This window comes from Methylocystis sp. (assembly GCF_021731785.1).
Taxonomy (GTDB): domain Bacteria; phylum Pseudomonadota; class Alphaproteobacteria; order Rhizobiales; family Beijerinckiaceae; genus Methylocystis.
The window spans coordinates 1-26,514 of sequence record NZ_JAKFWS010000003.1 but is presented as its reverse complement, the minus strand read 5'-3'; the positions used below and the strand labels follow the sequence as shown (position 1 = coordinate 26,514).

The window sequence follows — 26,514 nt, the reverse complement described above, 5'->3', positions numbered from 1 at the left end:
CTTCAGCGCGGCGCGCGCTTTGGCGCTCGCCTTCGCCGTCTCGCCGTTGTGATAGGCGTTTGCGCAGCGCGTGCTGCAATAGACGCGCTTCCCGCCGCGGCCGGATTTCTGCTCAATCGGCTTCGCACAGACGGGGCACCGTTCGTCGGGCAAGGCGTCGAGCGTCGTGACGACAGGTATCGCAACAATACTTTTGCGCGGCGCGCTTGGGCTGGAAGCTCCGATTGCAGCTTGGACAAAGGCGAGCAGGCTGTCGTTTCGACCAGGCGATGCGATAGACCTTTTCTTTCGCATTTCGTTCCTCCGCATCGGCGCGCCTATTCCTGTCGATCGCCGCCGCCTGGTAGCAGACCTTGCTGCAATAGCGCCGCGCCCCCTCGGGCAGCGGCGCAGCGCATCGGGCGCATGTTTCGCGAGGGGGTGGCGGCAAAACGCCGGGCTGGCAATATTCCGGCTGTCCCATTTGCCATGACGGCCTCCGCGCGCCGGCCATGTGGAGCGCGCTTAAGACGATCAGCGCAGCTTCCGCGTCGGCCTGACCCCAACTCCAACCTTCGAAGATCAGGGCGACGCGGAGGCCATGTCGAGACGGCGCCTCAAGCGAGAAGGCGGTCGGCTCGGCAACCTTCATCAACTCGGCGATCGCATCGCGAATCGCGACGCGGCGATGGCGCGGAAGTTTCTTGACGGGCTCGGGGCGACGCACGACGCGGAGTAAGATCGCTGGCGTCAGCGCGAGCATATCGCCTCCGTGTCATTCGACGCTCATTTCAATTCTGACGATGGTGTCGCCGACGTAAGGCCCAGGCCAGGCGTAGAGCACGGTGCGTTCGCGCCCGGCAATGGTTAGAACGTCACCCTTGACGGGCAGGCCCGACCAATCCTCGACGCCCTCAAGATCACGCGCGGCGATGATGACCCTTGACGCGCCGTTTTGCAGACTCGGCATGCCCTCAAGCTCCCGCGCCGAAAAATCGCGGACATGCGCGCGTAGCTGGACTGAGGCCTCAACGGCGAGCGTTTCGGGCGTCAACCGTTTCAGCGTGACGGTCTGCCCGGTCTGCGCCAGCGCGCGGTCAAGAGCGTCGCGGGCCGTTTCCGGGCTCACGATTCCCAATCCAATCGGCGGAACGCGCCGGCCACGGCCGCTGGATCAAGGCCGGCTTCTTTTGCCGCCGCGAGCGCGTCAATCATCGTCTTGAACGCCCGCGCCGCGCCGCCGGCGTCAAAGGCCTGCGTCGGGCGCAGCGTGTCGATTGTGACACGCGCGCCGAGCTTCTGCGACGCTTCTTCGGCGATAAGCTCGGCGAGAGGTTGCAAGGTCCATGACGCCAAATGCCGCTGCGCCTCGCGGACAAGCGGCCCCTGGGCCGCTTTGTCGAAGATCGCCGGCAACACGCCAAACACGCCGCAGATTGCATTGCGCGCGGCCTCGAGCGTCTCGAGCGACATGGATTGCTGAAGGTTCGGCGTCACGTCCTGCGGTTTCCAATCGGCCGCCGGCGCCGGCCCGCCGGCCGCCGTCACGGCGACGGACTCACGAAGCAAGACGCGCCCGCGTCGCCCCCGGAAGCCTCGCCCGATAGTCTCAAGGTCGACTTCACGCGACTCAGGAAAAGGAACAATTTGGCTGCCGAGCGGCGCGTTCTCGAAAACATCGCCCAGCGCGCTTTCGACGGCCTGCAACAGACCAGCGGTGAGCGCGGCACGCCGCAGCGGCGCCTGCCCGAGCCATGGGGCCACAGGATCGGAACCGATGCGAACGTGAAGCACTTCGGCCGCGAGCGCGGTCTGTGTCGTCCCGCCGCCGGCTTCCGATATCGAAACACGATAGGCGCGCGGCTTGCCGTCGCTTGTCGACAAATCCCAATCCGAGCACGGAATGAGCGCATCGTCTCTGATGAGAAAGACGGCCTCGCCGCGCAACGCAAGCGAGCGCGCCAGCAACGCCATTGTGCGGCGATTGAGCATTGGCGCGCCTGAAACATCCGCGATGCTGAAGCCGTTTTCCCAAAGGCTGATACAGCTCTGCGCGGTCGCCGTGAGTTCGGCGACACCGCGTCTCCCGCTGATGTAGCTTTCGCGCGCTGCCATGATTTCCGCGGTGAAACCGCTCGCCGACGCGCGTTTCTCGATCTTTTGCCAAGGCCATCGCCAAGCCATCACGACGGCCTCCTATACGTCCGCAAAAGGTCGGCCGCGCCGCTGCGTTCCATCGCGCGCGCAACAGCCGCCATGTCGTATTCGACGCTGCCAATGTCCGTCACTTCCTCGCGCCTGACGCCATTGCTCGGCGTGACGTTCGCCAAATATTCGGCAAGGCGGGCATAGGCTTCGTCAACGATTTCCGGCACAGGCGCGGCGCCGACAATTCCGCTGAAGCGATAGTGCGCGGCGCAAGGGAGATTGAAGCCGCCGAGCGGAGAGCCAGGCGGCGCTGTGATGAATTCCCAGGCGTCATTGGCCCAGATATCGAAAACCGATATCGACGCCGGCGACAGGGGCGGCAACCAATAGCCCGGCCCCTCGGCAATCCACACAATGCTGCGCGGGGAGAACCGAAACGCGATGTAGGCTTCGATGCGCTGCCAGACGAATTTGCGATCAATCGCCTTCGCGGCTTTCGACAGATGAAGCGGCTTTTCGGGCCAGTCCATCGGCGTGCCTTCGATTTCTTTCAGCGTTACCGCCATCACGCCCTCCAACGCCCAAGAGCGCGTCGCAGGCCCGCGTCGGGCGCATCGCCGCGCCGACGCGACCGCGCTTCAACGACTGTCGTTTCGTAAGCCGGCCACGCGCTCACGATCGAGATTTCGTGAAGCTCGATCACGCGAAGCTCGCGACGATCGCCGCTCCAGTGTTCATCGACGGCGCGAAAGCCGAAGCTCGCGCCGCCCAGATCGCCGCGCTCCGCGAGGGTGAGAACGTCGCGCGCCAATGTCGTGTCGGGAACGTCAATCGCGAAATGCAGCCCGCGCTGATCTTCGGATAAGCGCAGCGTGCCCGAGCGCGTTCTCCCAAGAACGCGCGACGGATCGTGATCGACAAGCCCGATGATATCGCGCCCGCTCGCCAGCGACGCCGCGAAAGCGCCGCCGCGAATCGTTTCGACGAAGTCGCCGATTTGCGTGTCGACGCCAAAGGTCGCGGCGTAGCCCTCAAGGCGGCGGGGATTGCTCCCCGCCGCGCGAAGTTCGAAAGCGAAGGCGCGGCGTTCCATTATTCGACCGTGAGCGCGGTCAGGAGATGCAACTGTGCGGCGCGAAGAATGTTGACATCGAAGGTCGCCAACGCGGTCAGCCTCAGCATGCCCGACAGCCCGTCGCTATAGGGATCGCGGATCATGTCGATTCCGCCCCATGCGCCGATCACGAAAGGCGCGACGCCGCCCGCATTCGTCGCGAGCAACGCAACCGACGTGTCGGGCGAGCCCGCCGTGAGCGTCGCCAACGTGCTGAGCACATTGTTGGGAAAGTTCTTGAGATGAAGATCCCACTCGCTTACGGCGGTTCCCGTAATCAATGCCGCGTCCATGAACGCCCAGGTCGACGGATGCATCAGAACCTTGACGTCGCCAGGACCGTTCGCGGCATTGGCTCCGATGAACGTCGCCGCGACCGCGCGAAACGCGGCGGCGCTCGCGGCGGCCGAAACCGCCGTCGTGCCATAGGCGTATGTTGCCTGACCGGCGATGACGCCGAGCGGCACGCCGGAAGCGCCCGCGCCGTTAAACACGGCGGCGTCCAGAACGGCCTGCATCGTGCCGGCGATATCGCGACGCACGGCCTGTTCCAGCGCGTCGCCGCTCTGCTTCATGGACTGGCGCGTCAGCTTGACTTGAATGCCCAACGTCTGCTCGGGCGAAAGCGTGCGTTCCGTCGTTGCGAACACGGTAGGCCCGGCGACGTTGCCGGTTTCCGACGCCGCCCATCCGGCCGTCACGCTTGAAGTCGTGAGCGGAATTTCAAGCAAGCCCTGATCGACGGCGATCATCTGCCCGCCCATGCGCGCGGCGACGCTATCGGGGAACAGACGATCAATCACAGGCCGGACTTGTTTCGGATCGAAAATGCCCGACGCGATGGTTTCGCCGGCGCGACGTTCCAGCGCGCCCCAGGGAACGGGAATGCCACGATAGCCGCCCTTGCTGCGCATCTCGGAAACGACTTCGGCCGTTGGGCCATTCAGCGCGCGCCCTTCGTCAAGGCAAAGCGCGACCTGGTGCATCTGGAATTGACCGACAAGATCGGCCCACTCGTTCGAGCCGCGCGTTTCGAGGTCTTTGCCGGCGTCGCGACGTTCCTGATCTTCGGCGATAAGCGCGCCGCGCAGTCGGATTTCATTGCGCTGGAACTCAGCGTCCATTTCGCCGATTGAACGGACTTCGTTTTCGTCGGGCGTTTCCTTCCCGACAAGGACGGCGAGCGCCTGCCTAATCTCGCTCTGACGGCGAGAAATTTTCACACTCTCAAGCATTTTTTCGTCCTTTCACCTATAGGCCGCGCCAGCTCGGCGACGGCGGTTTTCCATGCGATTTGCGCAAGGTTCGGCGCGCGCCCCATCTCGTCGTTCGTCTTGATCGAATGACAGGACGTGCAAAGCGATTGCAGATTGTGGAGCTCGTAAGCGCGCTCCGGCGCGCGGCGGATCGACTCGATATGATCGACTTCAAGTCGACCACGTGCCCCGCATTTGACGCAGGCGAAGCCGTCGCGACGCAGCGCAATCCATCGAACGCGCGCCCATCGCGAGGTGTAGTAGACATGCGCGCCGGCCTTCATAGCCACATCGCCCGCGCTGTGCGTTGAGGTCTACCGGCGAGGCGTGAGCCTTCGCCGACAGCCATTACCGTTGCGGTCGCAGCGTCGACGCGCGCCGTCGAACGGCCCTTCGCGATCTTTGCCGCGCCCGTCGGGTCAACCAAGGTCACGCAATCGCCGAGCGCGCTGCGCAGGAGCAAACTGCGTTCCGTTTTGATGCGCCGCTCGAACGCGAACTGACGGAACCGTTCGACGTCTTCGGCCGAGTCCTTCCATCCTTGCCCGCGCCATGTCGGAACGATTTGAAGGCCCGTCTTCGCCAGAGCTTCAAGAAATTCGCTTTGCCGGAAACGATCGCAGCACAGCGCCTGAATCGAATAGCCGGCGAGCTTCGCCACCATGGCGGAAACGAAAGCCGGCACGTCGACGACTTGCTGCCCGAGCGTGAGCAATTCGCCGGCCTCAAACATGCGCTGGTAGCGATCGGAAACGCCGTCGTTGCGTCCACGGTCCAAGAGATTCGGCGACGACGGGAAAGCGCCGTAAACCTCCAAGCGGCCCGTCTCGTGCCAGAAATTCGCCCAGGCGCTCATTGATGAGCTTCCGCCAAGGTCGATTCCGCAGGTCAAAGGCCCCTGCCTGGGCGGCAATTCGCCGACCTCGCAAGCCATCCAGCGGCCGACGTCGATGAGAACCGCGCGCGCTTCGTGAGAAACGCGCTGGTTTAAGTGAAACAGCCGGAAGTTCGACAACGCGCTGCCGCCGCGCGCGATCGCGCGGCGCGCTGCCGCAACGAGCCATTCTTCCGAAGAACCGATGCCCGCTACCGCGCCCGGATTCGCCGCCCTGATCGCTTCCAGATCGTCCGGCGCGAGATTGTCCGGCGCGCGATACTCGCGAACGAAGACGCCCTCGCCGGGCTCGTCGAGAAGCTTCGAAAAGGCGTGAGCATCGCTCGCCGCGGAAGTCGAGATGACCAAAACACGGCCGGCTCTTTTGCCGGCCGCCGATGTGATCGCCGCCTCGAGCGCGTCGCCTTTTTCGTCGTCCCAAAATCCGCGCTCATCGAGCAGCGAGAAGACGGGCGACAGGCCCAAGGCGTTCCGAGCGTCGGACGCCAGCACGTTGAGCACATGCCCGCCGCCGTCGCCCTCGTAGCGGATTTGCAGCCGTGGCGCGCGAACGAAGGTCAAGAGCTTGCGCGTCTTGAGAGGAAGCGACGACGCCAAGCCCTCAATCAGTCGCCACGCGATCGCGCCCTGGTCGCGCGTCTTTGCCGCGATCACGACCTCGCGCCTGGGTTGCTTGTCGGCAATGCCGAGCAATGCCGCAAGGCACAGTCCCGCGCCGAGCGTCGTCTTGCCGGCCCCGCGTCCCACGCTCAAGGCCGCGAGCGAAACGCCGGAGCCGAGCGCACCTTCGATAAATTCTCTCTGGAACGGAGCCAGCTTGATCCGCCGACCGGCGAGAGGTCCCTCGGGGACCCGAAGGCGCTCGATAAAGCGGCAAACCGATTCAGCCGGCGTCATGGGACCCTCGCGAGAGCGATAATTGGAAACCCCCAGTCCGGTTGGGTGGGTCAAAAGGTTCTCCAACGATGGCTCCAGATGTCATATCCAAACCCACGTGGGCTTCTGCAGAGCGCGTTTGCGCGCCAGCAACGCCTTCAATCTCTTGCGATTGTGCTCAACCTTCCTCTGGTTGCGCTCATCGTCCGTTAGCCGCGGTCGTTTCGGAGGATCAGGCTTGCTCACTCTCGGCGCGGCGAATTGGAGATTGTCAGGACGATTGTCGCCCTTCGCGCCGTTGATGTGGCCGAGGCGATCGGCGCTTGAAGGCGGACGAATGAACGCCTCGCACACCAGCCGAGCCACGAGCTTCTTGCGCTTGCCGCCTCTGGCGGTAGCAACACGCCGATGGCCCTTGCCGTTGATGTTCTCTTGGGACAGCACACGGCCGAATGGCGACTTGATGCGGCCAAGGTTGCTCGCTTGGTAGCCCGGACATGACGGAACGGCGCGCCATATCTCAGCCATGCTTTCATATGGGTGAAGATCGGCCATGCTTCCCCAGCAATCCCGCGCGCCTATAGGGTGGGGAACATAGCGTGATTCAGACCTATCCGCAATGATGGGCTGATGCTGCCCTATCGGTCGGGCGTGATGCTATCCTTCAGGGCGACGGCGGCCTGCATCTCCGCGCCGAACAGCAAGAAAACGATGTCGTCGTGAATTGCGGCGCGCTCCACCGGCGACCGCCGATAGAAGGCGCTGCGGCTTTCGCCGAGCAGACGCCACGGCTGGATATGCCCGAGCGACGACAGCCGCTTCAGATCGCGCTTCACCATTCCACGTAATCCTCGTCGCTGGACGCCGCGACCGCCTCGTCCTCGTCCTCGTCCTCGACCTCGACCACGGCGCTGGCCTCATCCTTTCGCCAGCGCAGTGCCTGGCGGTCCCACCACTCGTCATTCAGTCGCTCCCAATCCGGGTCATCCTCGTCGTAGGGTGGTTTCGGATCGTCATCCTCGATATCGTTTGCCGGGGCAGCGGAGACCGTGAGCGAGTTTTCCGCTTCCTTGGCTGGATCGGTAGCCCGAGGCGCAAAAGGCTCACCAGTGGCCTCCGCTGGCCCGGCGGGATGGTCGGCGTCGGCCTCGCCGTCGCCGCCGGTGTCCGAAGTGACAAGATTCGCATCGTCGTGCGGTGCTTTATTCGGCGGCGTTGCGCAATCTGGATCGAAGGGAGGGATTTTTTCTACCATCGAGGGGCTACCTTTCGGGTTGGGCGTAATCTCATCAAGCGAGCGAGCGCGATCAGCGCTGGCGAGTGAGCTTGATGTTTGTTCTCGGCACAGGGAGGAATGCTGATCGTTAGCCGGAGCGGCGGGCGCGCGTGAGCGCGCCGCCGCGACGTATTCGTTCAGTGGTAATCGTTCAGAGTATTCGTTACACGGTCGATTTTGTCCGTTCAAAGGGGTCGATTTTGTCCGTTCAAAGGGGTCGATTTTGTCCGTTCTAGAAGTTTTGTCATCCTTGTCATCGCCTCTGTCATCGCCCCTTTGAACGGTCGATTTTGTCCGTTCAGGAGGGTCGCTTTGAACGGTCGATTTTGTCCGTTCAGGAGGGTCGCTTTGAACGGTCGATTTTGTCCGTTCAGGAATGGTCAGCTGATAGATTTTTGACGTTCGCTGACGTCGCCGGGTTTCAAGGAATCCGAGTTCTTCGAGTTTCCGGAATCCGCGGCGGACTTGTTTTTCGGTCAGATGCACCTTGCGCGCTATCGTCGCTTGCGACGGAAACGCCTCGAACGTTTCCCAGTCGGCTGCGAGCGACAATTCGAACGCGGCGATGAAATAGCCCGGCGTGATTTCTGGATGATGTGCGATCGCCTCGCGCCATTGGCTAAGAAATTTGCTCGCTCGGCGGATCGTTTCCGCAGAGCGATCCTTGCCTCGGCGACCCTTCCCACGCGTCGGCGGTTCGGCTGTTTTCTCGGCTGTCGGCTGCGAATCGACAACCTGATCGGCCCCGGCGTCGCCAGCGCCGGGGTTTTCTTTGGCGCTCATCGGCGCGCCTCCGCGATGAAGGCGCGCAGCGATTCGAGGCTATCGCCCCGCCGGCCGCTGGCGTCGTCTCGCCATTTCCAGTTTAGGCGATTCACCTTCAGACGCGGGAAGCGGCGGGAAAGCTCTGTGCGCGACGGAATTTTAGGGGTTGCGTCGCGGGGGATGTAAAGGTTACCTTGATTTTGAAGGTTGGTCGCCTTCTCTGTCCTCGGATTTCCGCCGCCGGCTCCCCTGAGCTTGGCGGCGGTTTCGTTTCCGGGGTCTGGTGGCCAGCCGGTTTCGGTGCCCTTATCGGTGCCCGCCCGCTCTACCGGATTTTGTAAGTGATTGATTTTGTTGGTCGGAGTGAGAGGATTCGAACCTCCGACCCCCTCGTCCCGAACGAGGTGCGCTACCAGGCTGCGCTACACTCCGATAGAAATGGCCAAAAGCCGCTTCGGGCCGGTTTATATCGACAGGCGGATTGCGCCGCAACTGGTTTCAGGCGCGTCACGTGCGGCGGCGCTCAAGCGTGACAAAAGCGAAGTCGGCCTCGTCTTTCGGGCCGCGAGCCGGCGCTTCGCGCCCGATCTCGCGCCAGTCTGTGGGGTCCAGCGCTGGGAAATGCGCGTCGCCGGCAATGTCGAGCGCGACTTCGGTCAGTTCGATCACGTCGGTGAGATCGAGAAAGGCGCGATAGATGTCCTCCCCGCCGGCAATGATGATTTCGTCGGCGTCGAGCAAGGCAGCGAGCCGTCGCGCTGTCGCCAAGGCCTCCGGCGGACTTTTCGCGACATGCGCGCCCTCGGCCTTAAAATGCGGATCGCGGGTGAGAACGACGCTTTCCCGCCCTGGCAGCGGCCGCCCGATCGATTCGAAGGTGCGCCGTCCCATGATCATCGGCTTCCCCCAGGTGCGCGCCTTGTAGCGCTTGAGATCGCTCGATAGCCGCCAGGGAAGGCCGTTGGCGACGCCGATCACGCCATTGCGTCCGCGCGCGACGACGGCGACGATTTTTGGCTGCATTGCGCTACACCGCGATCGGGGCGGCGATCGCCGGCCAGGAGTCGTAGTTCTCGAAGCTGACGTCTTCGTATCGGAAGTCAAAGAGCGAGCGCACCGAAGGATTGAGCGTCAGGCGGGGCAGGGGCTTTGGGTCGCGTGAGAGCTGAAGGCGCGCCTGCTCGACATGATTGAGATAGAGATGCACGTCGCCGAAACTGTGCACGAAATCGCCCGGAACGCAGCCCGTGACTTGCGCGACCATATGGGTGAGCAGCGCATAGCTCGCGATGTTGAACGGCACGCCGAGGAAGACGTCGGCCGAACGCTGATAGAGCTGGCAGGAGAGGCGTTTCGCCCCGTCGATTTCCGCGACATGAAACTGGAACAGGCAGTGGCAGGGCGGCAGCGCCATGTCGTCGACTTGCGCCGGATTCCATGCCGAGACGATTAGCCGTCGCGAAAAGGGATTGCGCCTGATCTCCTCGACGACATGGGCGAGCTGGTCGATATCCCTGTCGCCGTCGGGCCAGCGCCGCCATTGCATGCCGTAGATTGGACCAAGGTCGCCGTCTTCATTCGCCCATTCGTCCCAGATGGTGACGCCATTGTCGCGCAGATATTTGACGTTGGTGTCGCCCTGCAGGAACCACAGCAGTTCGTGAATGACCGATTTCAGATGCACGCGCTTGGTCGTCACCAGCGGAAAACCCTGCGAAAGGTCGAAGCGCATCTGATGGCCGAACAGCGACAGCGTCCCGGTGCCGGTACGATCGTCCTTGCGGACGCCTTCGCGCAGGACTTTATCCAGAAGGTCGAGATACTGACGCATGGTGAGGGTTTAGCGCGTCCGCGCCGCGCCGAGAATGCCCTGACCGTTTATCATCAACAGTGGCGCCTCTATTGAAGCGAATTGACCGGGAAAAAATTCAAAGCGCGTTCGATTTGTAGGCGTTTGCGCCTCGACTTCGAATTCCTCGCCCTGGCCACGAGCATACCAGACTGAGAAGCCATTTAAGCGGACGCCCCGCCGACATCCGATTCTTGCAGCCAAGCCTTTGCGCGCGCCTCCCGGCGTTCCTATATATGCGCAGCTAGGGGAACCTCGTTCCCCGCAATTTCGGGGATGTACACCATGTCGCGTTTCTTCGCCCTTAAGCGTGGATCGCTGATTTCTCTCGCACTTGCGGCGCTGCTGGCGTTAGCGCCCGCCATCGCCGAAGCGCGCATGGGCGGCGGCGGCAGCTTTGGCAGCCGCGGCTCGCGCAGCTGGTCCGCGCCGCCCTCGACTCGAACGATGCCGGGCCAGGCCTCGCCCTTCGAGCGTAGCGTCACGCCGCGGCCTTCGCCAGGCATGGCAGGGCCGATGTCGCAGCCCGGCGGCGCCTTTGGCGGCTCCTTCGGTCGCGGTTTGCTTGGCGGGCTCGCCGGCGGCTTGCTCGGCGCCGGCCTCTTTGGCCTGCTGACGGGCCATGGCCTCTTCGGCGGCATGGGCGGCTTCATGTCGATCATCGGGCTGCTGCTGCAGATCGCGCTGATCGTCTTACTGGCCCGTATGGCTTTCAATTGGTGGACGCGTCGCAATGCGAACGCCATGGCTGGAGCGGGTCACCGTCCGAGCCCCGGCTTCACTTCGCCGTTTACGGCGCGCGCGCCTTTTGGCGCGGCGGGCTTCGGCTCCGGCGCGTCGCCGCAGGCGGCGATGGCGACGCCAATCAAGATTGCGCCGGAGGACTTCAACGCCTTCGAACGCCTGCTCGGCGAAGCGCAGGGCGCCTATAGCCGCGAGGATCTTGGCGCGCTGCGCGGCATGTCGACGCCGGAAATGGCCTCCTATTTCGACGACGAATTGGAGGAGAACCGCCGCAAGGGCGTCGTCAACCGCGTCTCGGACGTGAAGTTGCTGCAAGGCGACCTGTCGGAGGCGTGGCGCGAAGGCGTCGACGAATACGCCACCGTCGCCATGCGCTTCGCGCTCAATGACGTGCTGGAGGACCGCGCCACCGGCAAGCCCGCGCCCGGTTCGCCCGGGCCAACGGAGACATCCGAGGCCTGGACCTTCCGCCGACCGGCGGGCGCCGGACCGCAGGAATGGAAGCTCTCGGCGATTCAGCAGGCGGCGTAAGTTCAGCATTGGGCTGCAATCTTTTGCCCCTCCCGCAAGGGAGGGGCTTTTTTATTGCCGGTCCGGCGCGACGCAGCGTCTTGACCCTTTGACCGACGTCCGCAATGCGTCGGGCTGTAGAATTTGGACCTTTTGAAGCGCGCGCCTCCGATGCTGCATGAACTTTCTGCGTTGCCGATCGACGATGTGCTGCCGGCGATCCGCGCGGCGCTTGAGGCGTCGTGCAACCTTGTCGTCGTCGCCCCGCCCGGCGCCGGCAAAACCACGCGCGTTCCGCTCGAACTGCTTGACGCCGGCTGGGCCGAGGGCTGCAAGCTCATCCTGCTGGAGCCGCGACGTCTCGCCGCCCGCGCGGCGGCGGCGCGCATGGCGGCGACGCTCGGCGAGATTGTCGGCGAAACGATCGGCCTGCGGATGCGTCTCGAGTCGAAAGTCTCGGCGCGAACCCGCATCGAGGTCGTCACCGAAGGCGTGTTCGCGCGCATGATACTCGACGACCCGACGCTCGAGGGCGTCGCCGGCGTGCTGTTCGACGAATATCACGAACGCTCGCTCGACGCCGATCTCGGCCTGGCGCTGGCGCTCGACGCGCAGAGCGGCTTGCGCGAAGATCTGCGTCTCATCGCCATGTCGGCGACGCTCGACGGCGCCCGCGTCGCCGCGTTAATGGGCGCGCAAATCATCGTAAGCGAGGGGCGCGCATTTCCGGTTGAGACGCGTTATCTCGGCCGCGACGCCAATGCGCGTATCGAAGAGACGATGACGCGTGCGATCTTGCGGGCGTTGCATGAAGAGAGGGGCTCGATCCTCGCCTTTCTGCCGGGGCAGGGCGAAATCATGCGTGTCGCGTCGCGACTCTCCGAGTCCCGCTTGGCGGATGACGTGGACGTCGCGCCGCTCTTTGGCGCGCTTGATCGCGGCGAGCAGGACCGGGCGATTGCGCCGGCGCGGCCGGGCCGTCGCAAGATTGTGCTTGCCACATCGATTGCGGAAACTTCGCTCACCATCGAAGGCGTGCGCGTTGTCGTCGACAGCGGCCTCGCGCGCGTGCAGCGTTTCGAGCCTGATCTCGGATTGTCGCGGCTCGAGACCGTGCGCGCTTCGCGCGCCAGCGTCGATCAGCGCCGCGGCCGCGCCGGCCGCACCGAGCGCGGCGTCTGCTATCGGCTATGGGACGAACCGCAGACAGCGGCGCTCCCCGCCTTCGCCGCGCCCGAAATGCTCGACGCCGATCTCTCCGGATTTGCACTCGATCTCGCCGCCTGGGGAGTAAGCGATCCGGGGCGACTCAAATGGCTCGATCCGCCGCCGGCGCCCGCCTGGAAGGAGGCGGTTGCGCTCGACCGCGAACTCGGGGCGCTCGACGGCGACGGCAGGCTCACCGACATGGGACGCGCCATGCGGGCGCTGCCGCTCGCGCCGCGGCTGGCCCGCATGGCGGTCAAGGCGGCGCGCCACGGCGAGGCGAAGCGCGCCGCCGAACTCGCCATGCTGCTATCCGAGCGCGGACTCGGCGGTGCCGACGCCGACCTGTCGCATCGGCTGGAGCGCCTGCATGGCGAAAATTCCAAGCGCGCCCGCGACGCCTTGCGTCTCGCTGCGCAATGGGCGCGGCAGGCGGACGGCGCCATGCCCCTTCAATCCTCCCCCGCTGCCGTGGGAGCGGGAGCAGACTCTGCGCTTCAGGCGGATCGCCGATCGTTGGCGTCCCCTCTCCCGCGAAGCGGGGGAGGGACAGGGAGGGAGCAGTTATCCGAAGGCGCGCTGATCGCGCTAGCTTTTCCCGACCGCATCGCCAAATCGCGCGGCGCGCGCGGCGAGTTCCTGATGGCGAACGGCCGCGCCGCGACATTGCCCGTCGAAGACCCGCTGTCGCGCGCGCCATTTCTCGCCATAGCCGAAATCACCGGCCGGGCGGCGCAGGCGCGCATCCTCGCGGCTTGCGCGCTCACCGCCGAGGAGGTCGAGACGATCGCCGCCGACCGCATCGAGACTCGTGACGAAACCGTTTTTGATGCAGCAAGCGCCAGCCTGCGGCGGCGCGCCTACCGGCGTCTCGGCGCGATACGCCTCTCGGAGCGCAATCTGGCGGTCGAGCCGTCTGAGGAGAATGCGCGGACGCTCGCGCGCGGCGTCGGCGGGCTCGGCGTGTCGCGCCTTCCGTGGACTAAGTCGCAGATGCAACGGCGCGACCGCGTCGCCTTTCTGCGCTGCGCCGAGGGCGATGAATGGCCAGATCTGTCCGACGCCGCTGTGGCGGCAAGCGCTGAGGACTGGCTCGCGCCCTTTATTCCCGGACGCGCGTCGCTCGCCGAGATCACGGCCGACGATCTCGAGGCCGCGCTCGCGCAGACGCTCCCCTACGAATTGACGCGCAGGCTCGACGCCGAAGCGCCGCCGTATTTCGAAACGCCCGCCGGGGCGCGCCATGCGCTCGACTATTCAACCGAGAACGGTCCGATCCTCGCGGTGCGCGTGCAGGAGCTTTATGGCCTCTCAAGCCACCCGACGCTTGCGCGCGGTCGCGTGCCCTTGACGCTCGAACTGTTATCTCCTGCGCATCGGCCGATCCAGACGACTCGTGATCTCCCGAGCTTTTGGAAGGGCTCCTGGAACGAGGTGAAGAAGGAGATGAAAGGGCGCTACCCGCGCCATCTCTGGCCGGACGATCCGGCGGCCGCGCAGCCGACGACACGCGCCAAGCCGTGGGGCTCGTAACCCCACGAGGGGGCTTGAAGTCAGGCGCGCTTTTGTATCAAGGCGCGCTACTCGCCGTCGTCGCAGGCGCATCGGCACGTGGCAGCCGTTCGATTGTGACTGTCGCCGTGCCGGTGTTGTTCCTGTAAAAAATCTGGGCGCGCCCCGGCCAGGCGATGTGCGCTGCGTCGTTCACGAAAAGGAAAAGCTCCCCCGTGTCCCGCGCGATGAATTCGGACACGAAGGTCGTACGCGGAAACGGAGAATTGCAGCTGCGCCCATCGAGTTCGAAGGTGTCGCGAGTCCAGGCGCGCTTCGCCGCGGCGAGTTCCTTAGGCGGTAATGGATCGCTGACCGATAGCGCCATGCCAGCATTGCAGGAGGCGGCTGTCGGCGTTGACTTGCAAAATTCCGCGTGCTCCTGGGTTTCATCGTAGCGGATCGGCAGGCGTGTGCAGCGACGGCCGCGCGAGGGCAGCGCGCCGCCGCCGTCGCTCGGAACGAGCGGCCATTCGACCTCGCCACTCGAGCCGATGCGCGCGATCGGATGGAACCAAGCCGCCGACGGCCAGCGGCGTAGAACTGTCGCCGCCGATAGGGCAACGCCCGAACTGTCGAAACCGTAGGGGTCAGTCATGATCAATTGATCGAGCCACGGTTGGTGACCGTTTCTCGGATCGACCTTTATCGTAAGACGATAGGGAGCGCCGCGTTCAAGCAACCAGCCGCTCGCCCAGCATGGATCACTGGTGTGAAACTCCTTCGGACTCGCGTGGGCGCCGAGCCACTGGGCGTCGTCGGACGCTTCGCAAACGGAGCCCTTCCCAACCAGGAAATTGAATCCCGCGCGATTTGCGAGAATGAGGGCGGGCGCGGCAATGAAAGCGAGAGCGTAGGCGAACGGCAAAATCGGTCGCGAAATGGCGATCAATTCACGCCTGACCGGGCTGTTGCGAAGCCAGCGGACGACGCGCGAAAGCGGCCCTGGCGCCACGCCCGCAACCTTCCTATTTTCTTCGCCCTGGACGTTCCATGCGCGTCGAGCATGATATTGAATAGTGTCCTGATATTTGTTGTTCAGAGCGCTTAGGCCGAAATAAGCAAGAATAAGCGCGATAACGAACAGCGGGTGCTGCATCGCGGCCTGCACATGCGCTGTCAGCCAAGCGGGCGTGAGGGATAAAATCGCATCTCCTATTCCTCTGAAGACGTTCGAGAGCGCATCGAGAATGGACTGGAGCCACGGCATGACGTTGAGATGGGGCACGAAGGAGCCAACGAAGTCGGGTATCAAGCCGCCCATCCAATCGATCATCCCGTCCGCGATCGGCAGCAGAAGAATGACGAGGAATAGTCCGAAGAAAAAGAAGTAGAGAATCCGCTTCAGCCAGACGAAATCGCGTGCGATCTCCATATCCGTTTCAATGGGAGCATCGAGTTGTTTCAACGTGGCTTCTGCAAACTGCATCCGGTCCTTCAGTGCTTCGCGCAGGAAAGCTGGAACGTTGGCTTCGTTGGCGGGTGTCACGGGGTCATAGCCGGGGCCGGTTTTGGGTTTCGCTACCGACCCATCGGGCATCGCGACTTCCGGTTCGTCGTTTGGTGCTTTCCCGGCGCCGAGCGCGATCGGCGCGTAGTCCTCGTGTCCTTTGACGAGGCGTTCGACAACCGAATGATGAATGGTGGGCTGGAAATAGGGATTTTCAGCGGCGTCTTCTTTGGTGACGGCGCGCGGATCGTAACGATAAAGGATGGCAAGGCCAGAGCGTGAGTCGTGAATAGGCCCGAACGGCGTCGCGATGCTGCGGAACTCGTCCAGAGCGCTGTCATGAAAAACGAGCGCCCGCGCGGAATCCGGAGCCGACCTTGCGACCTCTCCAATCATCCAGACAAGGGGAACATGCGCCGTCATGTCGTCCGGATAGCCGCCGCCGACGTCGGAATGAACGCCGGCGAACCAGATCTCTTTCACGCGACCCGACGTCTTGTCGTCGTCTCGCAGCGACACGCGGATCGGGTGGAAGGTGCGGCGTTCGTCGTCAAGGCTCAACGCCTGACGAACGCACTTTACATTTTTCCAAATGGAATGATCGCCGCCGAAATTGATCGGCCAGACCAGCCGATGCACGCCTTCGCGCATCTCTTCGACCGGCACCCCATAGGCCTCTACCGTATCGAACAGACCCATGAAGTCGATCGAGATATTTTCCGGGCGACGAGAAGGATCGGCGGCCTGAATCTTTTCGTAGCTTTGCTCTCGGCTCAATGTGCGCCCGATCCATAGAACGGCGTCGCGCAGCTTCCGAACGCCGAGCTTTACCCAGATATTCGTCTTGCGCGCAGGGTCTTTGGCGCAGTACGCGCGCCATGCGGACTCGGAGTTGCGCACCATTTCACGGTGCGAAACGCGTCGCCCGTTTACATACGTCGGCAGCAAACCCTGATTGGCGACAAAATCGACCAGCGTTCGAATCGTAAACGCGCCGCGGCTGAAGCCGAACATGTAGATCGCTGCGCCGGGCTCCCAGTTCCACGACAGGAATCGATATAGTTTGCGTACGTTCGAAGGGACGCCGAGACCGGTGGCGCCGTCGAGCATCGCGAGCGGTTTGAAACCCTCGGTGCCGACGCCGGGAATGTAATAGACGATCTGGTCGTCCCGGGAGAGATCAAGCGCCTTCGAGAGCCGGCAGATGTTCGAGACCTGGACAAGCAGTCCGTTCCCCGTGCCGTCGGCGAGCAAAATAATTTTCTTGGCCATAGCGAAACCTCGAAATGAAAAAACAAAATAGTCGCAGCAATCAGAAATCCTACGAGCGCATTCCGCGCTCTGCAAGCTTAAACTGCATCATCTCCCAGCCCAGATTTGGCGCGGGCCGGATTTTCGCTTATGCCATGGCGGCCATGGCGGCCAAGGCGACGCTCGCCCAAGCGAAGGACCGTTGATGTTTCCCAAGCCCGCACCGAATTTGCGCCCGAATACATTCGAATATGAAGAAGCGCCGCTGATCAAATCGACCGGCTTTCGCGAATATGACGCGCGCTGGCTGTTCGGCGCTGAGCTCAATCTCATGGGCGTGCAGGCGCTCGGCATGGGCCTTGGCGCGCTGCTGCGCGAGATGGGCGTCGCGCCGGAAATCGTCGTCGGCCATGATTACCGCAGCTATTCTTCTTCGATCAAACTGGCGCTGGTGAGCGGCCTGATGGCCGCGGGCGTGCGCGTGCGCGACATCGGCCTCGCTTTGTCGCCGATGGCCTATTTCGCCCAGTTCGATCTCGATGTCGCGGCGGTGGCGATGGTGACGGCCTCGCATAACGACAATGGCTGGACGGGCGTGAAAATGGGCGCGCGCCGGCCGGTGACCTTCGGACCCGAGGAAATGAGCCGCCTGAAGGAGATCGTTCTCGCCGGCGAATTTCACGAGGCCGAAGGCGGCTCTTATCGCTACATCGAAAATTTCGGCGCGCGTTACATCGACGACCTCACCCGCCGGCCGCCCTTCGCCCGCAAGATGAAGGTCGTCGCCGCCTGCGGCAATGGCACCGCCGGCGCCTTCGCGCCGCAGATGCTGGAGCACCTTGGCTGCGACGTGATCCCGCTCGACGTGGAGCCCGACTACACCTTTCCGCGCTATAATCCCAATCCCGAAGATATGCACATGCTGCACGCCATCGCCGACAAGGTGCGCGAGACCGGCGCCTGCGTCGGGCTTGGCTTTGATGGCGACGGGGATCGGTGCGGCGTCGTCGACAATAATGGCGAGGAGATTTTCGCCGACAAGATCGGCGTCATGCTGGCGCGCGATCTCTCCAAGGTTCATCCGCACGCGTCATTCGTCGTCGACGTGAAGTCGACCGGACTTTTCGCGACGGACCCCGAACTCGTCGCGCGCGGCGTCGTCACCGAATATTGGAAGACCGGACATTCCTATATCAAGCGCCGCGTAAGTGAGCGCAAGGCTCTCGCCGGCTTCGAGAAATCCGGGCATTTCTTCTTCAATGAGCCAATCGGACGCGGCTATGACGACGGGCTGCTCACCGCCATCCATGTCCTTGAAATGCTCGATCGCAATCCGGCGAAGTCGATGGCCGACCTCTATGCCGAGCTGCCGAAGACCTGGGGTTCGCCGACGATGTCGCCGCATTGCGACGATGAGAAGAAATATGGCGTCATCGACAAGGTGACGGCGCGCATCGAGGCGATGCGCGCGCAGGGCGAAAAGATCATCGGTCAGCCGATCCGCGACATCGTCACCATCAATGGCGTGCGCGTAACGGTCGCCGACGGCACATGGGGCCTCGTGCGCGCGTCGTCGAACAAACCGGAGCTCGTCGTCGTCGTCGAAAGTCCCGTGTCGCAGTCGCGCATGAAGGAAATGTTTACGGCGATCGACGCGGTGCTGCGAGAAAATCCCGAGGTCGGCGCCTACAATCAGACGATATAGATCGCCGACGCTGCAAGACGACGTTCTACGGTTCTCGACAGATTGGCGGGAGAGCCGAAAATGGGACCGATGCCGCGCGCTCTCCTACCCGACGTCCTGACCTTTTTGGGGTTTTATTCGCGCCTTCCGTTGAGCGTGGGCGCCCATGCGCCGCTCGACTTCGCGCGCATCGCGCCGGCGCTGCCGATCGCTGGCGCCGTGATCGGCGCGATCGGCGCCGCGGCTCTGGTCGTCGCGCGCATGTGCCATCTGCCTATACTCGTCTGCGCGCTCATCTCTGTTGCGGGTCTCGTGCTCGCCACCGGCGCCCTGCATGAGGACGGGCTTGCCGATGTCGCCGATGGATTCGGCGGCGGCGCAACGCGTGAGTCGAAACTCGCGATCATGCGCGACAGCCGGATCGGAGCCTATGGCGTTCTGGCGCTGTCTTTTTCAATCCTGCTGCGCGTCGCTGCGCTCGCGTCGATCCTTGAGCGAAGCATCTCGCTGGCGGCTGTGACGCTCATCTTTGCCGGCGCTTTGTCTCGTGTCGCCGGCCTGGCGCCGATGCTGTGGCTTCCTCGCGCGCGTGTCGATGGACTGGGCGCGACCGTTGCTGCGCCTTCCCGCGAAATCTGGGTGCGCGCCTGCCTTGTCGCCGTCGCTTTTGGTTTTGCGCCCTGGCTCGCGGGGGCAGGCGCAGGCCAGATCGCGGTCGCGATCGTCGCCGCCTTCGCTGCGGCGGCGGTCGTCGCGAATCTCGCCAAAAAACAGATCGGCGGCTATACGGGCGACGTGCTGGGCGCGGCGCAACAACTCGTCGAGATCGCGATTCTGGCGGCGCTGTCGGCCGCGTGATCGGTCAACGGGTTTCCGCCGGTTCGGCCAGCCGCGCCGCTTCGGCGCGGCGCGCGGCGGCGGCGCGCACCTCGCCGACTGCCCGAAGCAGCGTTTCCGCTCCGGCGCCGGGTTTGACCGCCTCAAGCGCCAGCCGTCGACGGAACGACCGCGCGCCGGGCATGCCTGCGAATAGCCCGAGAAGATGGCGCGTCATGGCGGCGAGCCGTTCGCCTTTCGCCAATTGTCGCTCGACATAGGGAAGGAAGGCGTCGACGGCCTCGAAGAGGTCAGCCGCCGGAGCAGGCGCGTCGAACAATTGCGAATCGACCGCCAGGAGCAACGCCGGATCATGATAGGCGGCGCGCCCGATCATCACGCCGTCGACGAATGTCAACTGCTCCCGAATTTGCGACATGCGGGTCAGCCCGCCGTTGATCGCGATCGGAACATCCGGCAGCGCCCGCTTGAGACGATGCACGAGCGCATAGTCCAACGGCGGCGCGTCTCGGTTCTCTTTCGGCGAGAGCCCCTTGAGCCAGGCCTTTCGCGCATGGACGAACAGCGCGTCGGCGCCGTTTGCCACGCAGGCCTCGGCAAGCGCGAACAACGCCTGTTCGGGGTCCTGATCGTCGACGCCGATGCGGCATTTCACCGTGACGGGAATGGCGACGGCGTCCTTCATCGCCTTGACGCAGTCGCCGACGAGCGCTGGCTCGCGCATCAGACAGGCGCCGAACGCGCCATTCTGAACGCGATCCGAGGGGCAGCCGACGTTAAGATTGACTTCCTGATAGCCGAATGTCTCGACGACGCGCGCAGCCGTCGCCAGCGCGGCGGGGTCGGCGCCGCCAAGCTGGAACGCGACGGGCTGCTCGAAGGCGTCGAAGGCCATAAGCCGCGCCCGGTCGCCGTGGATGACCGCGCCGGTCGTGAGCATCTCGGTGTAAAGCCGGGCGCGGCGCGATAAGAGCCGATGGAAGTATCGGCAGTGCCGATCCGTCCAATCCATCATCGGCGCCACGGCGAATCTAATGTCCTGATTTGTCAGCATGTATGTTTAGTCTCAACGGCACAGGTCGCGTCGTGTGCACGCCGTTCTATGCCTCGATACGACACTTTTCGCTGCTTTTCGATCTCTCAGTGCACATGGAGCGCACCAGAATTGGCGACGTTCACGCCGCTCAAATCGGGCTCCTGGCGCGCTCAGGTACGGCGGAGGGGGCGATAGGCGGCAAGGGACTGGCAATCTCCACACGCAGCTCCCAAACTCCGTGGCGCGGGGCTCAATCTTCAGTCAGTGTGAAAATTTCTGCGCTAAGTTACGCGAGCCCGCATTCCTGTGCGATTCTCTTTAGATCAATTTTTTGGTCTGCTCTGCGTTTTCGCTCGAGTAGCAAACGAATTCCCATCCCCCGAACCCGATCAATGAAAGCCTCAACGTTTGGGTCGTCGCTCGGTCTGTTGAAGAGCCGGGCGATCTGATTGGTCAAAGCGCTGGCGTGATCGGCGAGCACATTGCGTAATTCGGCGCCCTCTTCGGCTTCAATCACCGCCCCCAGAAAAAAACGCATTCGCTTGGGAGTGAACATGAGCGTGTTGAGCATTTTAAGCGCCTCGTCGATATTTTTCGGAGGAGCATCTTCTCCTTGGTGATGCGACGCCTCCAGCACTGCAGCCAATAGATCGGCCTTGCGGGGGAAATAATATGTCAGGTGTGATTGCCTGACGCCGGCGGCGCGCGCGACCTTGGGTTGCGTTAGCCCCTTGATCCCGTTTTTGTTGGCGATTTGGATTGCGGCGTCGAGGATGCGCTGCTGTGTGCCGATCGCAATGTTCATCAGGGGCTGCTTTCCAATGCGTTCTCTTGCCGCTGGAATTACGATAGCAAAGTTCCCCTGATTTTGCCGGAGACAACAACGAAGTTGCCGGGATGTGTCTCAATTGCAACAGCGCCCAGGAATTGAACTGGCAAGTGCTGTAATCCTTGTGCGCGCCATTGCCGCAACCGGTTTGGTAGAGTAACAAGAATTCACTCTCGCTGGGGGCAGGATTGCGGCGCGCATAGCACGCAGAGTCGCCCCCTTAGGTTGGACGGCGGCAATTCAGATGGTCAACCATCAGACTCATGGACGCTCGCAGGGCCGCAAGATCATTGCGGTGGCGGTGTTGTCTCTGCTTGTTCTGCGTGGATTGAGTTTTCTAGGGATTGCCGGCGCGTTTGCGGATTCGTCGAACGTGACGAAACCCATTGTTTCGGCGCTCTATGTCGACGAGCACTGCGACCGAGCGCAGGATAAGTCAGATCGCGGAAGGCCGATCCACGATTGCTCCCATTATTGCGCCTTGTGCGCCTCCGCGGCACGAGACCTAATTGTTCCTGACGTTCCAAATTTTACGGGAACCGACGCTCTCTATGCACGGGTCAATATTTCGCCGTTGACGTTTTATCCGGATGAACTGGGCTCGGCGCGGCCGCCCGGGTTAATTGCAAATTGGTCGGCGACATCGCCGCCTCGCATTTCATAGCAAGCGGGTCGGCGTTTCACTCTCGCGCACGCTCGCTGAACAAACATAGCTCAATCAAATTCATCGCCCGGATTGGATCTGGAGTCGCATGGCCCCGCGACCGCTCGACGAGAGCGCGGCAAATGAGTGGTTGCGTGCTTCTAGCCTCCCTAACTGGAACAATAAGATGCAGCAGAAACATCTCGCCCTAGGCGTCTCCGTCCTCACATTGGCCCTTGTCGATCCACATTATTCTGCGGCTCAACAAGCGCTTCCAACCATCGAGATTGGCAAGCCGAAACAGCTGGGAGGACGTTCGGCGCGGTCGGCGCCCCCTCGAAGCTCGGGCGGGCCCAGCACGGTTGCTGAACCGGGTCCTGCGATAGAAGGGGGGCAAGCCTCCGGCGAACCGGCGCTGTTCACGAGAGGCGGAGGCTCCCTGGTGGCGCCTTCCATTCCTGCGCTGCGTGCACAACTAAACCGTACTGTCGGCTCGGTCGCTTTTGTTGATTCGAACACGCCCGAACAGCAAACGCGCTACATCGCAGATCTGCGCGACGCGTTAAAGGACACGCCCGGCGTCTTCGCAGAATCGCGATATGGCGCGGAGCTCCGCCTGTCGGTGCGCGGATCCAATCTGACGCGTGATTACCACAATCGAGGGCTGGAGCTTCTGCAGGACGGCATACCGATGACGTTTGCCGACGGCGCCGGCGACACATATTCGATCGATCCTCATTATTATCGCGCCATCGAGGTCTATAAAGGCGGCAATGGACTGACGTATGGCTCGTCGACGCTAGGCGGCGCCATCAATTTCGTTTCGCCAACGGCCTATACCGCAATCTCGCCGAATTATCTCAATCTCGAAGGCGGAAGCTTCGAGACAATCCGCGGTCAGGCGCAGGCGTCCAGAATCATCGGCAACTTCGATGTTCTGCTCAATGGCTCGTTCACTCATTCGCTTGGCTTTCGTGGCCATGAAAAGTCCGATTACACGCTCATAAACGGCAATGCCGGATACAGGTTCTCAAACAACCTCGAAACCCGCATGTATTTCGGCTACTACAACACGCATCAGCAAATTCCGGGCACACTGACATTGGGTCAGATCGCAGCCGATCCAAGGCTCTCGCTGCCGCCTTTCGTTGAAGGTTTCGGCCCGTTTTATGGCAACTACATCAATCCCGCATCCGGCGACTGGGGCTTTAGCGGCAATCAGGGCCGATATCAGCAGAACTACCGCATCGCCAACAAGACGTCTTATGTTACGGAATTCGGCCAGCTCGACGTCAATAGTTGGTTTGTCGGGCAGTATCTGTATCACCCGGTCTTCGTCGTCATTCAGCAGAACACCAATAACTGGGGTTTCACGCCGCGCTTCACGTCGACGCATGAACTGCTCGGCCACAAGAATGAAGTGATCGCCGGCGCGCGCGTGTGGGGCGAAAGCGGAAGCGACAAGTGGTGGACGAATTTCAACGGCGCGATCGCCAACCCCTATGGCTTGGCCGATCGTCCCACTCTCTTTAACTCGCTTGGCCAGCCGCCGTTTGGCAACGTCATCGGCGCCGGTTTCCCGGCGTGGTCGTGGAACTCACTGTCGCAATTTGGATTCAACAACGGCAACAACGCGTGCGGCTTCTTCAGTTATGCAATCTTGCAGGACTGCCCGCTTGTCCCGTTTGTCCCGGTCGGCCAAAACCCGCAGCTGCGAAACAATAGAATCAACGCCTTCAATGTCGAATTCTATGCTGAGGACAGATTTCACCTTACCGAAAATCTTATCGCGATGGTGGGACTGAAATACATTAGCGACCGGAGAGCGGCGACGGCCCTGGGCGGAATTCCCTTTGAGCCGTTAGCCGGAAGCGCCTCTAAGACCTACCACGGGTTGATGCCGAAGTTCGGTTTGATGATGCAGGCGACCCCGGATATTCAGGTTTTCTCCGATGTTACGCTGTCGCGCGACGTGCCCGACTTGATCGATCTGACGCAAACGCTTTTTGCTCCGCGGCCGCCATGGATTCCGAATTCGGAGGGTCAATTTGGATTTCAGTTGAATAATCTCAAAGCGCAAAAAGCCTGGACCGGTGAAATCGGCTCTCGCGGCAAATTCGACCGTTTCGCCTGGGATATTACGTACTACTACGCCAATATCTGGGACGAATTGCTGAAGTTCAACACCAATCCCGCGTCCGGCACCGTGTCCGTAACACGCAACGCGCCAAACACGGTCCATCAAGGCATCGAGCTCGGCGGCAGCGTCGAAGTCCTTCGCGACTTGCAGGGCGAAGGCGCGGGCGACGTGTTGAAGATCGCCCAGATCTGGAACATGAATCTATACGCCTTCAACGGTGACCCGACCTATGGGAACAATTGGCTTCCGGCGATTCCTCGCAATGTGCTGCGCACCACCGTCAGTTACAGTACGGCGGATGGATTGTACGTTGCGCCGCAAGTCGATTGGGTTCCGTCAGGCGCATATGTGGATTACGCCAATACTCTGAGGGCGCCTGGCTATGCCCTGATTGGTTTCCAGGCGGGTCTAAAAATGGCCAACGGCCTTGAGTGGTACTTGGATGCGCGCAATCTCGGCAACGTTCATTATGTCAGCGACGTCATCAGCGTCGCTAACGCCGTGAGGCCGCCGTTCACAATCGCGACGGGCCTGTATGACTGGGTGCCCGGAAATCCACAGGCGTTCTATCCCGGCAACGGCGCGTCGGTCTATGCCGGCGTAAAGTATCGATTCTAGTGATGAAGGTGGCCGGCGCCGGTCTTGTTATGGCCGCGCCGGCCCGAGCTCTCCAATGAAATTCAGCTCTTGCTTCGTCAGCAGGCTGCACCGCCTCGGCGACGTAACCTTTACCTAAAAACGTAATTAGATAACGGACTTGCACCGCAGTGATTGGCCCGGATGTTAAGTGGGCGCAGTTTTCCGTCGCCTCCTGAAGCGCCCAACAGGGGGCCGCGCATAGCGTCATTGACAAGGTAGCCTTGTCATGGGCCCCAACCTGCCGTACCAACGCGTCCCAACGCTCGGAAAACGTGGCGGCGCGGCGAGCGTCCGGAGGCGGGATGAAGGAGAAAATCGACGCTTATCTGCTCGAGGAGTTGCATCGCGAGCTGAGCGATTTCGAGCAATATGACGTCGATTCGCGCACGCGGTTCATTTACGGGAAGGCGCTGGAGTTTTATTGGACGCTTTCGCGCCTCTTTGGTCTCGGCCGCCTGCATGACGGGCGCTGGCGGGAGCCGGATGCGGTCAAAGCGCAGTCTCTGCGAACGCCGCTGGAGGGCGACATTCCAGCGCCGGCGGGGCGCAACCGGCTTCTCATCGACATGACGGCGACGCATCGTTTCGGCGGCCATTCGGGCGTGCAGCGCGTGGTGCGCGAAATCGCGCGCGCCTGCGTGGAAAGCGGCGCAGGGCTTCCGGTCTATCTCGAAGCAGGCCGGCTCCATGGCCAGTTCAAGCACGACAATTTGCCTGACGCGGTCGAATTGCAATCGGGCGACAGACTGCTCTTGCTCGATTCCGGATGGGGCTTTGTCGAGGAATATCCGCCGCTGTTGAATGCGGCGCGAGAGGCGGGCGCCGACGTTGTCGGCTGTCTCTACGATCTCATCCCTTTGCGTTATCCGGCTGCCACCGCCGTGAAGAACAGCGCGCCATTCGCGTATTGGTTCGAAACGGCGCTGCTGCAGTGCGACGCGATCGTCTGCATCTCGCAAAGCGTCGCGCAGGACCTGGTCGCCTATCTGCGCGAAGAGCGGCTTTCGACGCCCGCCAATATGCGCATCGGCTGGTGGCCGCTTGGCGCGGATTTTGGCGGGGGCGCACCCGAAGCGCCGTCGAAAACGGCGGCGCAAATCGCCGCGGCGCCGTCGCCTTTCTTTATGAGCGTCGGCACGCTCGAGCCGCGCAAGGCCTATCCTGTGGCTTTGGACGCATTCGAACGTCTTTGGTCGCAAGGCTGCGACGCGCGTTACGTCATCGTCGGTCGGCCGGGGTGGAACACGCACGCGCTGCAACGTCGCATCCGACAGCATAACGAATTCGGACGCCGGCTGTTCTGGCTTGACAATGCGAGCGACGCCGATCTTTCCTATCTCTATCCGCGGGCGCGCGGCCTAATCTTTCCATCCTTCGTCGAAGGCTTCGGGATGCCCCTGATCGAAGCGGCGCATCACGGCGCGCGAGTGATCGCGAGCGACATTCCGGTCTTTCGCGAAGTCGGCGGTGACGGCGCTGTATATTTTGATGTGCTCGACTCGCAGGCGCTCGCCGCGCGCGTGCAGGACGCGCTCGCGTCGAGCAGGGAAGCGGCGCCGCCCGCCGTCGTCAGCTGGGCGCAGTCGGCGGCGCGGCTCGCCGCGATCCTGGGCGACAACAACTATCAGATCGACGCCGCCGCGCTGAACCGCGCCCTCGGCGCCATCTAGTAGAGCGTTTCTTTGAATCGACTCATATCATGCCGCGATGTCGATCTTGTAAGTCCAGGTATGAACGACAGGCTCACGGTTAACGTCGTCGATTGCCTCAATGATTCGATCCTTCAACTCCTGTTTGGACGCGACGCGGATATGGCGAAGTGCCGATCGCGCGAGC

General features: G+C 62.6%; 22 protein-coding genes, 1 tRNA gene and 1 pseudogene. 6 read left to right on the top strand and 18 right to left on the bottom strand.

The features are described 5' to 3' along the window. The 14 genes from QZ964_RS00280 to QZ964_RS00215 all read right to left on the bottom strand — a co-directional run. Positions 1-294 (bottom strand): hypothetical protein (locus tag QZ964_RS00280; protein ID WP_292527826.1); only part of this gene is annotated, 294 nt, incomplete at its 3' end. A 460-nt stretch (positions 295-754) separates the two neighbouring features. Continuing rightward, positions 755-1,108, bottom strand: a complete 354-nt coding sequence (locus QZ964_RS00275) for a hypothetical protein (protein WP_292527822.1) — start codon at positions 1,106-1,108, stop codon at positions 755-757. After that, on the bottom strand, positions 1,105-2,163 hold the full coding sequence (locus QZ964_RS00270; protein ID WP_292527821.1) for a phage portal protein: 1,059 nt from the start codon (positions 2,161-2,163) through the stop codon (positions 1,105-1,107). The genes QZ964_RS00275 and QZ964_RS00270 overlap by 4 nt, the downstream gene beginning before the upstream one ends. Continuing rightward, complete coding sequence (locus tag QZ964_RS00265) at positions 2,163-2,693, bottom strand: hypothetical protein (RefSeq protein ID WP_292527819.1); 531 nt, start codon at positions 2,691-2,693, stop codon at positions 2,163-2,165. The genes QZ964_RS00270 and QZ964_RS00265 overlap by 1 nt, the downstream gene beginning before the upstream one ends. Next, the gene (locus tag QZ964_RS00260; RefSeq protein WP_292527818.1) at positions 2,693-3,220 is read right to left on the bottom strand and encodes an HK97 family phage prohead protease; all 528 of its coding nucleotides are present in this window, start codon (positions 3,218-3,220) and stop codon (positions 2,693-2,695) included. The genes QZ964_RS00265 and QZ964_RS00260 overlap by 1 nt, the downstream gene beginning before the upstream one ends. Then, positions 3,220-4,476, bottom strand: coding sequence for a phage major capsid protein (locus QZ964_RS00255; RefSeq protein ID WP_292527816.1), 1,257 nt, complete (start codon positions 4,474-4,476; stop codon positions 3,220-3,222). The genes QZ964_RS00260 and QZ964_RS00255 overlap by 1 nt, the downstream gene beginning before the upstream one ends. After that, on the bottom strand, positions 4,461-4,781 hold the full coding sequence (locus QZ964_RS00250) for an HNH endonuclease (RefSeq protein WP_292527815.1): 321 nt from the start codon (positions 4,779-4,781) through the stop codon (positions 4,461-4,463). The genes QZ964_RS00255 and QZ964_RS00250 overlap by 16 nt, the downstream gene beginning before the upstream one ends. Beyond that, positions 4,778-6,289, bottom strand: a complete 1,512-nt coding sequence (locus tag QZ964_RS00245; RefSeq protein ID WP_292527813.1) for a terminase TerL endonuclease subunit — start codon at positions 6,287-6,289, stop codon at positions 4,778-4,780. The genes QZ964_RS00250 and QZ964_RS00245 overlap by 4 nt, the downstream gene beginning before the upstream one ends. Positions 6,290-6,370: 81 nt before the next feature. Then, the gene (locus QZ964_RS00240; RefSeq protein ID WP_292527812.1) at positions 6,371-6,823 is read right to left on the bottom strand and encodes a hypothetical protein; all 453 of its coding nucleotides are present in this window, start codon (positions 6,821-6,823) and stop codon (positions 6,371-6,373) included. Positions 6,824-6,906: 83 nt separating this feature from the next. After that, complete coding sequence (locus QZ964_RS00235) at positions 6,907-7,107, bottom strand: hypothetical protein (protein ID WP_292527811.1); 201 nt, start codon at positions 7,105-7,107, stop codon at positions 6,907-6,909. Further along, complete coding sequence (locus tag QZ964_RS00230; RefSeq protein WP_292527810.1) at positions 7,101-8,327, bottom strand: helix-turn-helix domain-containing protein; 1,227 nt, start codon at positions 8,325-8,327, stop codon at positions 7,101-7,103. Before QZ964_RS00230 ends, QZ964_RS00235 begins: the two co-directional genes overlap by 7 nt. A gap of 337 nt (positions 8,328-8,664) precedes the next feature. Next, positions 8,665-8,741, bottom strand: a tRNA-Pro gene (locus QZ964_RS00225). A 75-nt stretch (positions 8,742-8,816) separates the two neighbouring features. Continuing rightward, positions 8,817-9,332: a dihydrofolate reductase gene (locus QZ964_RS00220; protein ID WP_292527808.1), complete on the bottom strand. Its 516-nt coding sequence runs from the start codon at positions 9,330-9,332 to the stop codon at positions 8,817-8,819. 4 nt (positions 9,333-9,336) lie between these two features. Further along, positions 9,337-10,140 (bottom strand): thymidylate synthase, encoded by an 804-nt coding sequence (locus tag QZ964_RS00215; RefSeq protein WP_292527806.1) that lies wholly within the window; start codon positions 10,138-10,140, stop codon positions 9,337-9,339. Between the two features lie 303 nt (positions 10,141-10,443). Here QZ964_RS00215 and QZ964_RS00210 point away from each other — a divergent pair, with 303 nt between their 5' ends. After that, on the top strand, positions 10,444-11,433 hold the full coding sequence (locus QZ964_RS00210; protein ID WP_292527804.1) for a TIM44-like domain-containing protein: 990 nt from the start codon (positions 10,444-10,446) through the stop codon (positions 11,431-11,433). Positions 11,434-11,583: 150 nt separating this feature from the next. Next, positions 11,584-14,151 carry an ATP-dependent helicase HrpB gene (gene hrpB, locus QZ964_RS00205; RefSeq protein WP_292527802.1) on the top strand — a complete coding sequence of 856 codons (2,568 nt, stop codon included), beginning with the start codon at positions 11,584-11,586 and terminating at the stop codon, positions 14,149-14,151. Positions 14,152-14,188: 37 nt separating this feature from the next. On the opposite strand, the gene QZ964_RS00200 is transcribed toward hrpB, so the two are convergent. Continuing rightward, positions 14,189-16,891, bottom strand: coding sequence for a DUF2235 domain-containing protein (locus QZ964_RS00200; RefSeq protein ID WP_292527801.1), 2,703 nt, complete (start codon positions 16,889-16,891; stop codon positions 14,189-14,191). A 184-nt stretch (positions 16,892-17,075) separates the two neighbouring features. Between QZ964_RS00200 and QZ964_RS00195 the strand changes: the two genes are divergently transcribed. Further along, positions 17,076-18,575, top strand: coding sequence for a phosphomannomutase/phosphoglucomutase (locus QZ964_RS00195; protein ID WP_292527799.1), 1,500 nt, complete (start codon positions 17,076-17,078; stop codon positions 18,573-18,575). Positions 18,576-18,635: 60 nt separating this feature from the next. Continuing rightward, entirely contained in the window at positions 18,636-19,412 is a 777-nt protein-coding gene (gene cobS, locus QZ964_RS00190; protein WP_292527797.1) for an adenosylcobinamide-GDP ribazoletransferase, read from the top strand. A 4-nt stretch (positions 19,413-19,416) separates the two neighbouring features. Here cobS and dusA read toward each other — a convergent pair whose 3' ends face one another. Both dusA and QZ964_RS00180 read right to left on the bottom strand, forming a co-directional pair. Next, entirely contained in the window at positions 19,417-20,445 is a 1,029-nt protein-coding gene (dusA, locus tag QZ964_RS00185; protein WP_292527795.1) for a tRNA dihydrouridine(20/20a) synthase DusA, read from the bottom strand. Between the two features lie 268 nt (positions 20,446-20,713). Continuing rightward, the gene (locus QZ964_RS00180; protein WP_292527793.1) at positions 20,714-21,232 is read right to left on the bottom strand and encodes a TetR/AcrR family transcriptional regulator; all 519 of its coding nucleotides are present in this window, start codon (positions 21,230-21,232) and stop codon (positions 20,714-20,716) included. A 1,109-nt stretch (positions 21,233-22,341) separates the two neighbouring features. On the opposite strand from QZ964_RS00180, the gene QZ964_RS00175 reads away from it, so the two are divergent. Together QZ964_RS00175 and QZ964_RS00170 are read left to right on the top strand one after the other, a co-directional pair. After that, a complete protein-coding gene (locus QZ964_RS00175) occupies positions 22,342-24,657 on the top strand; it encodes a TonB-dependent receptor (RefSeq protein ID WP_292527791.1) in 2,316 nt (771 codons plus the stop codon). A 323-nt stretch (positions 24,658-24,980) separates the two neighbouring features. Continuing rightward, positions 24,981-26,348: a glycosyltransferase family 1 protein gene (locus tag QZ964_RS00170; RefSeq protein WP_292527790.1), complete on the top strand. Its 1,368-nt coding sequence runs from the start codon at positions 24,981-24,983 to the stop codon at positions 26,346-26,348. A gap of 27 nt (positions 26,349-26,375) precedes the next feature. On the opposite strand, the pseudogene QZ964_RS00165 reads toward QZ964_RS00170, so the two are convergent. Then, positions 26,376-26,514 (bottom strand): annotated as a pseudogene (locus tag QZ964_RS00165) (IS630 family transposase); the annotation flags it as partial.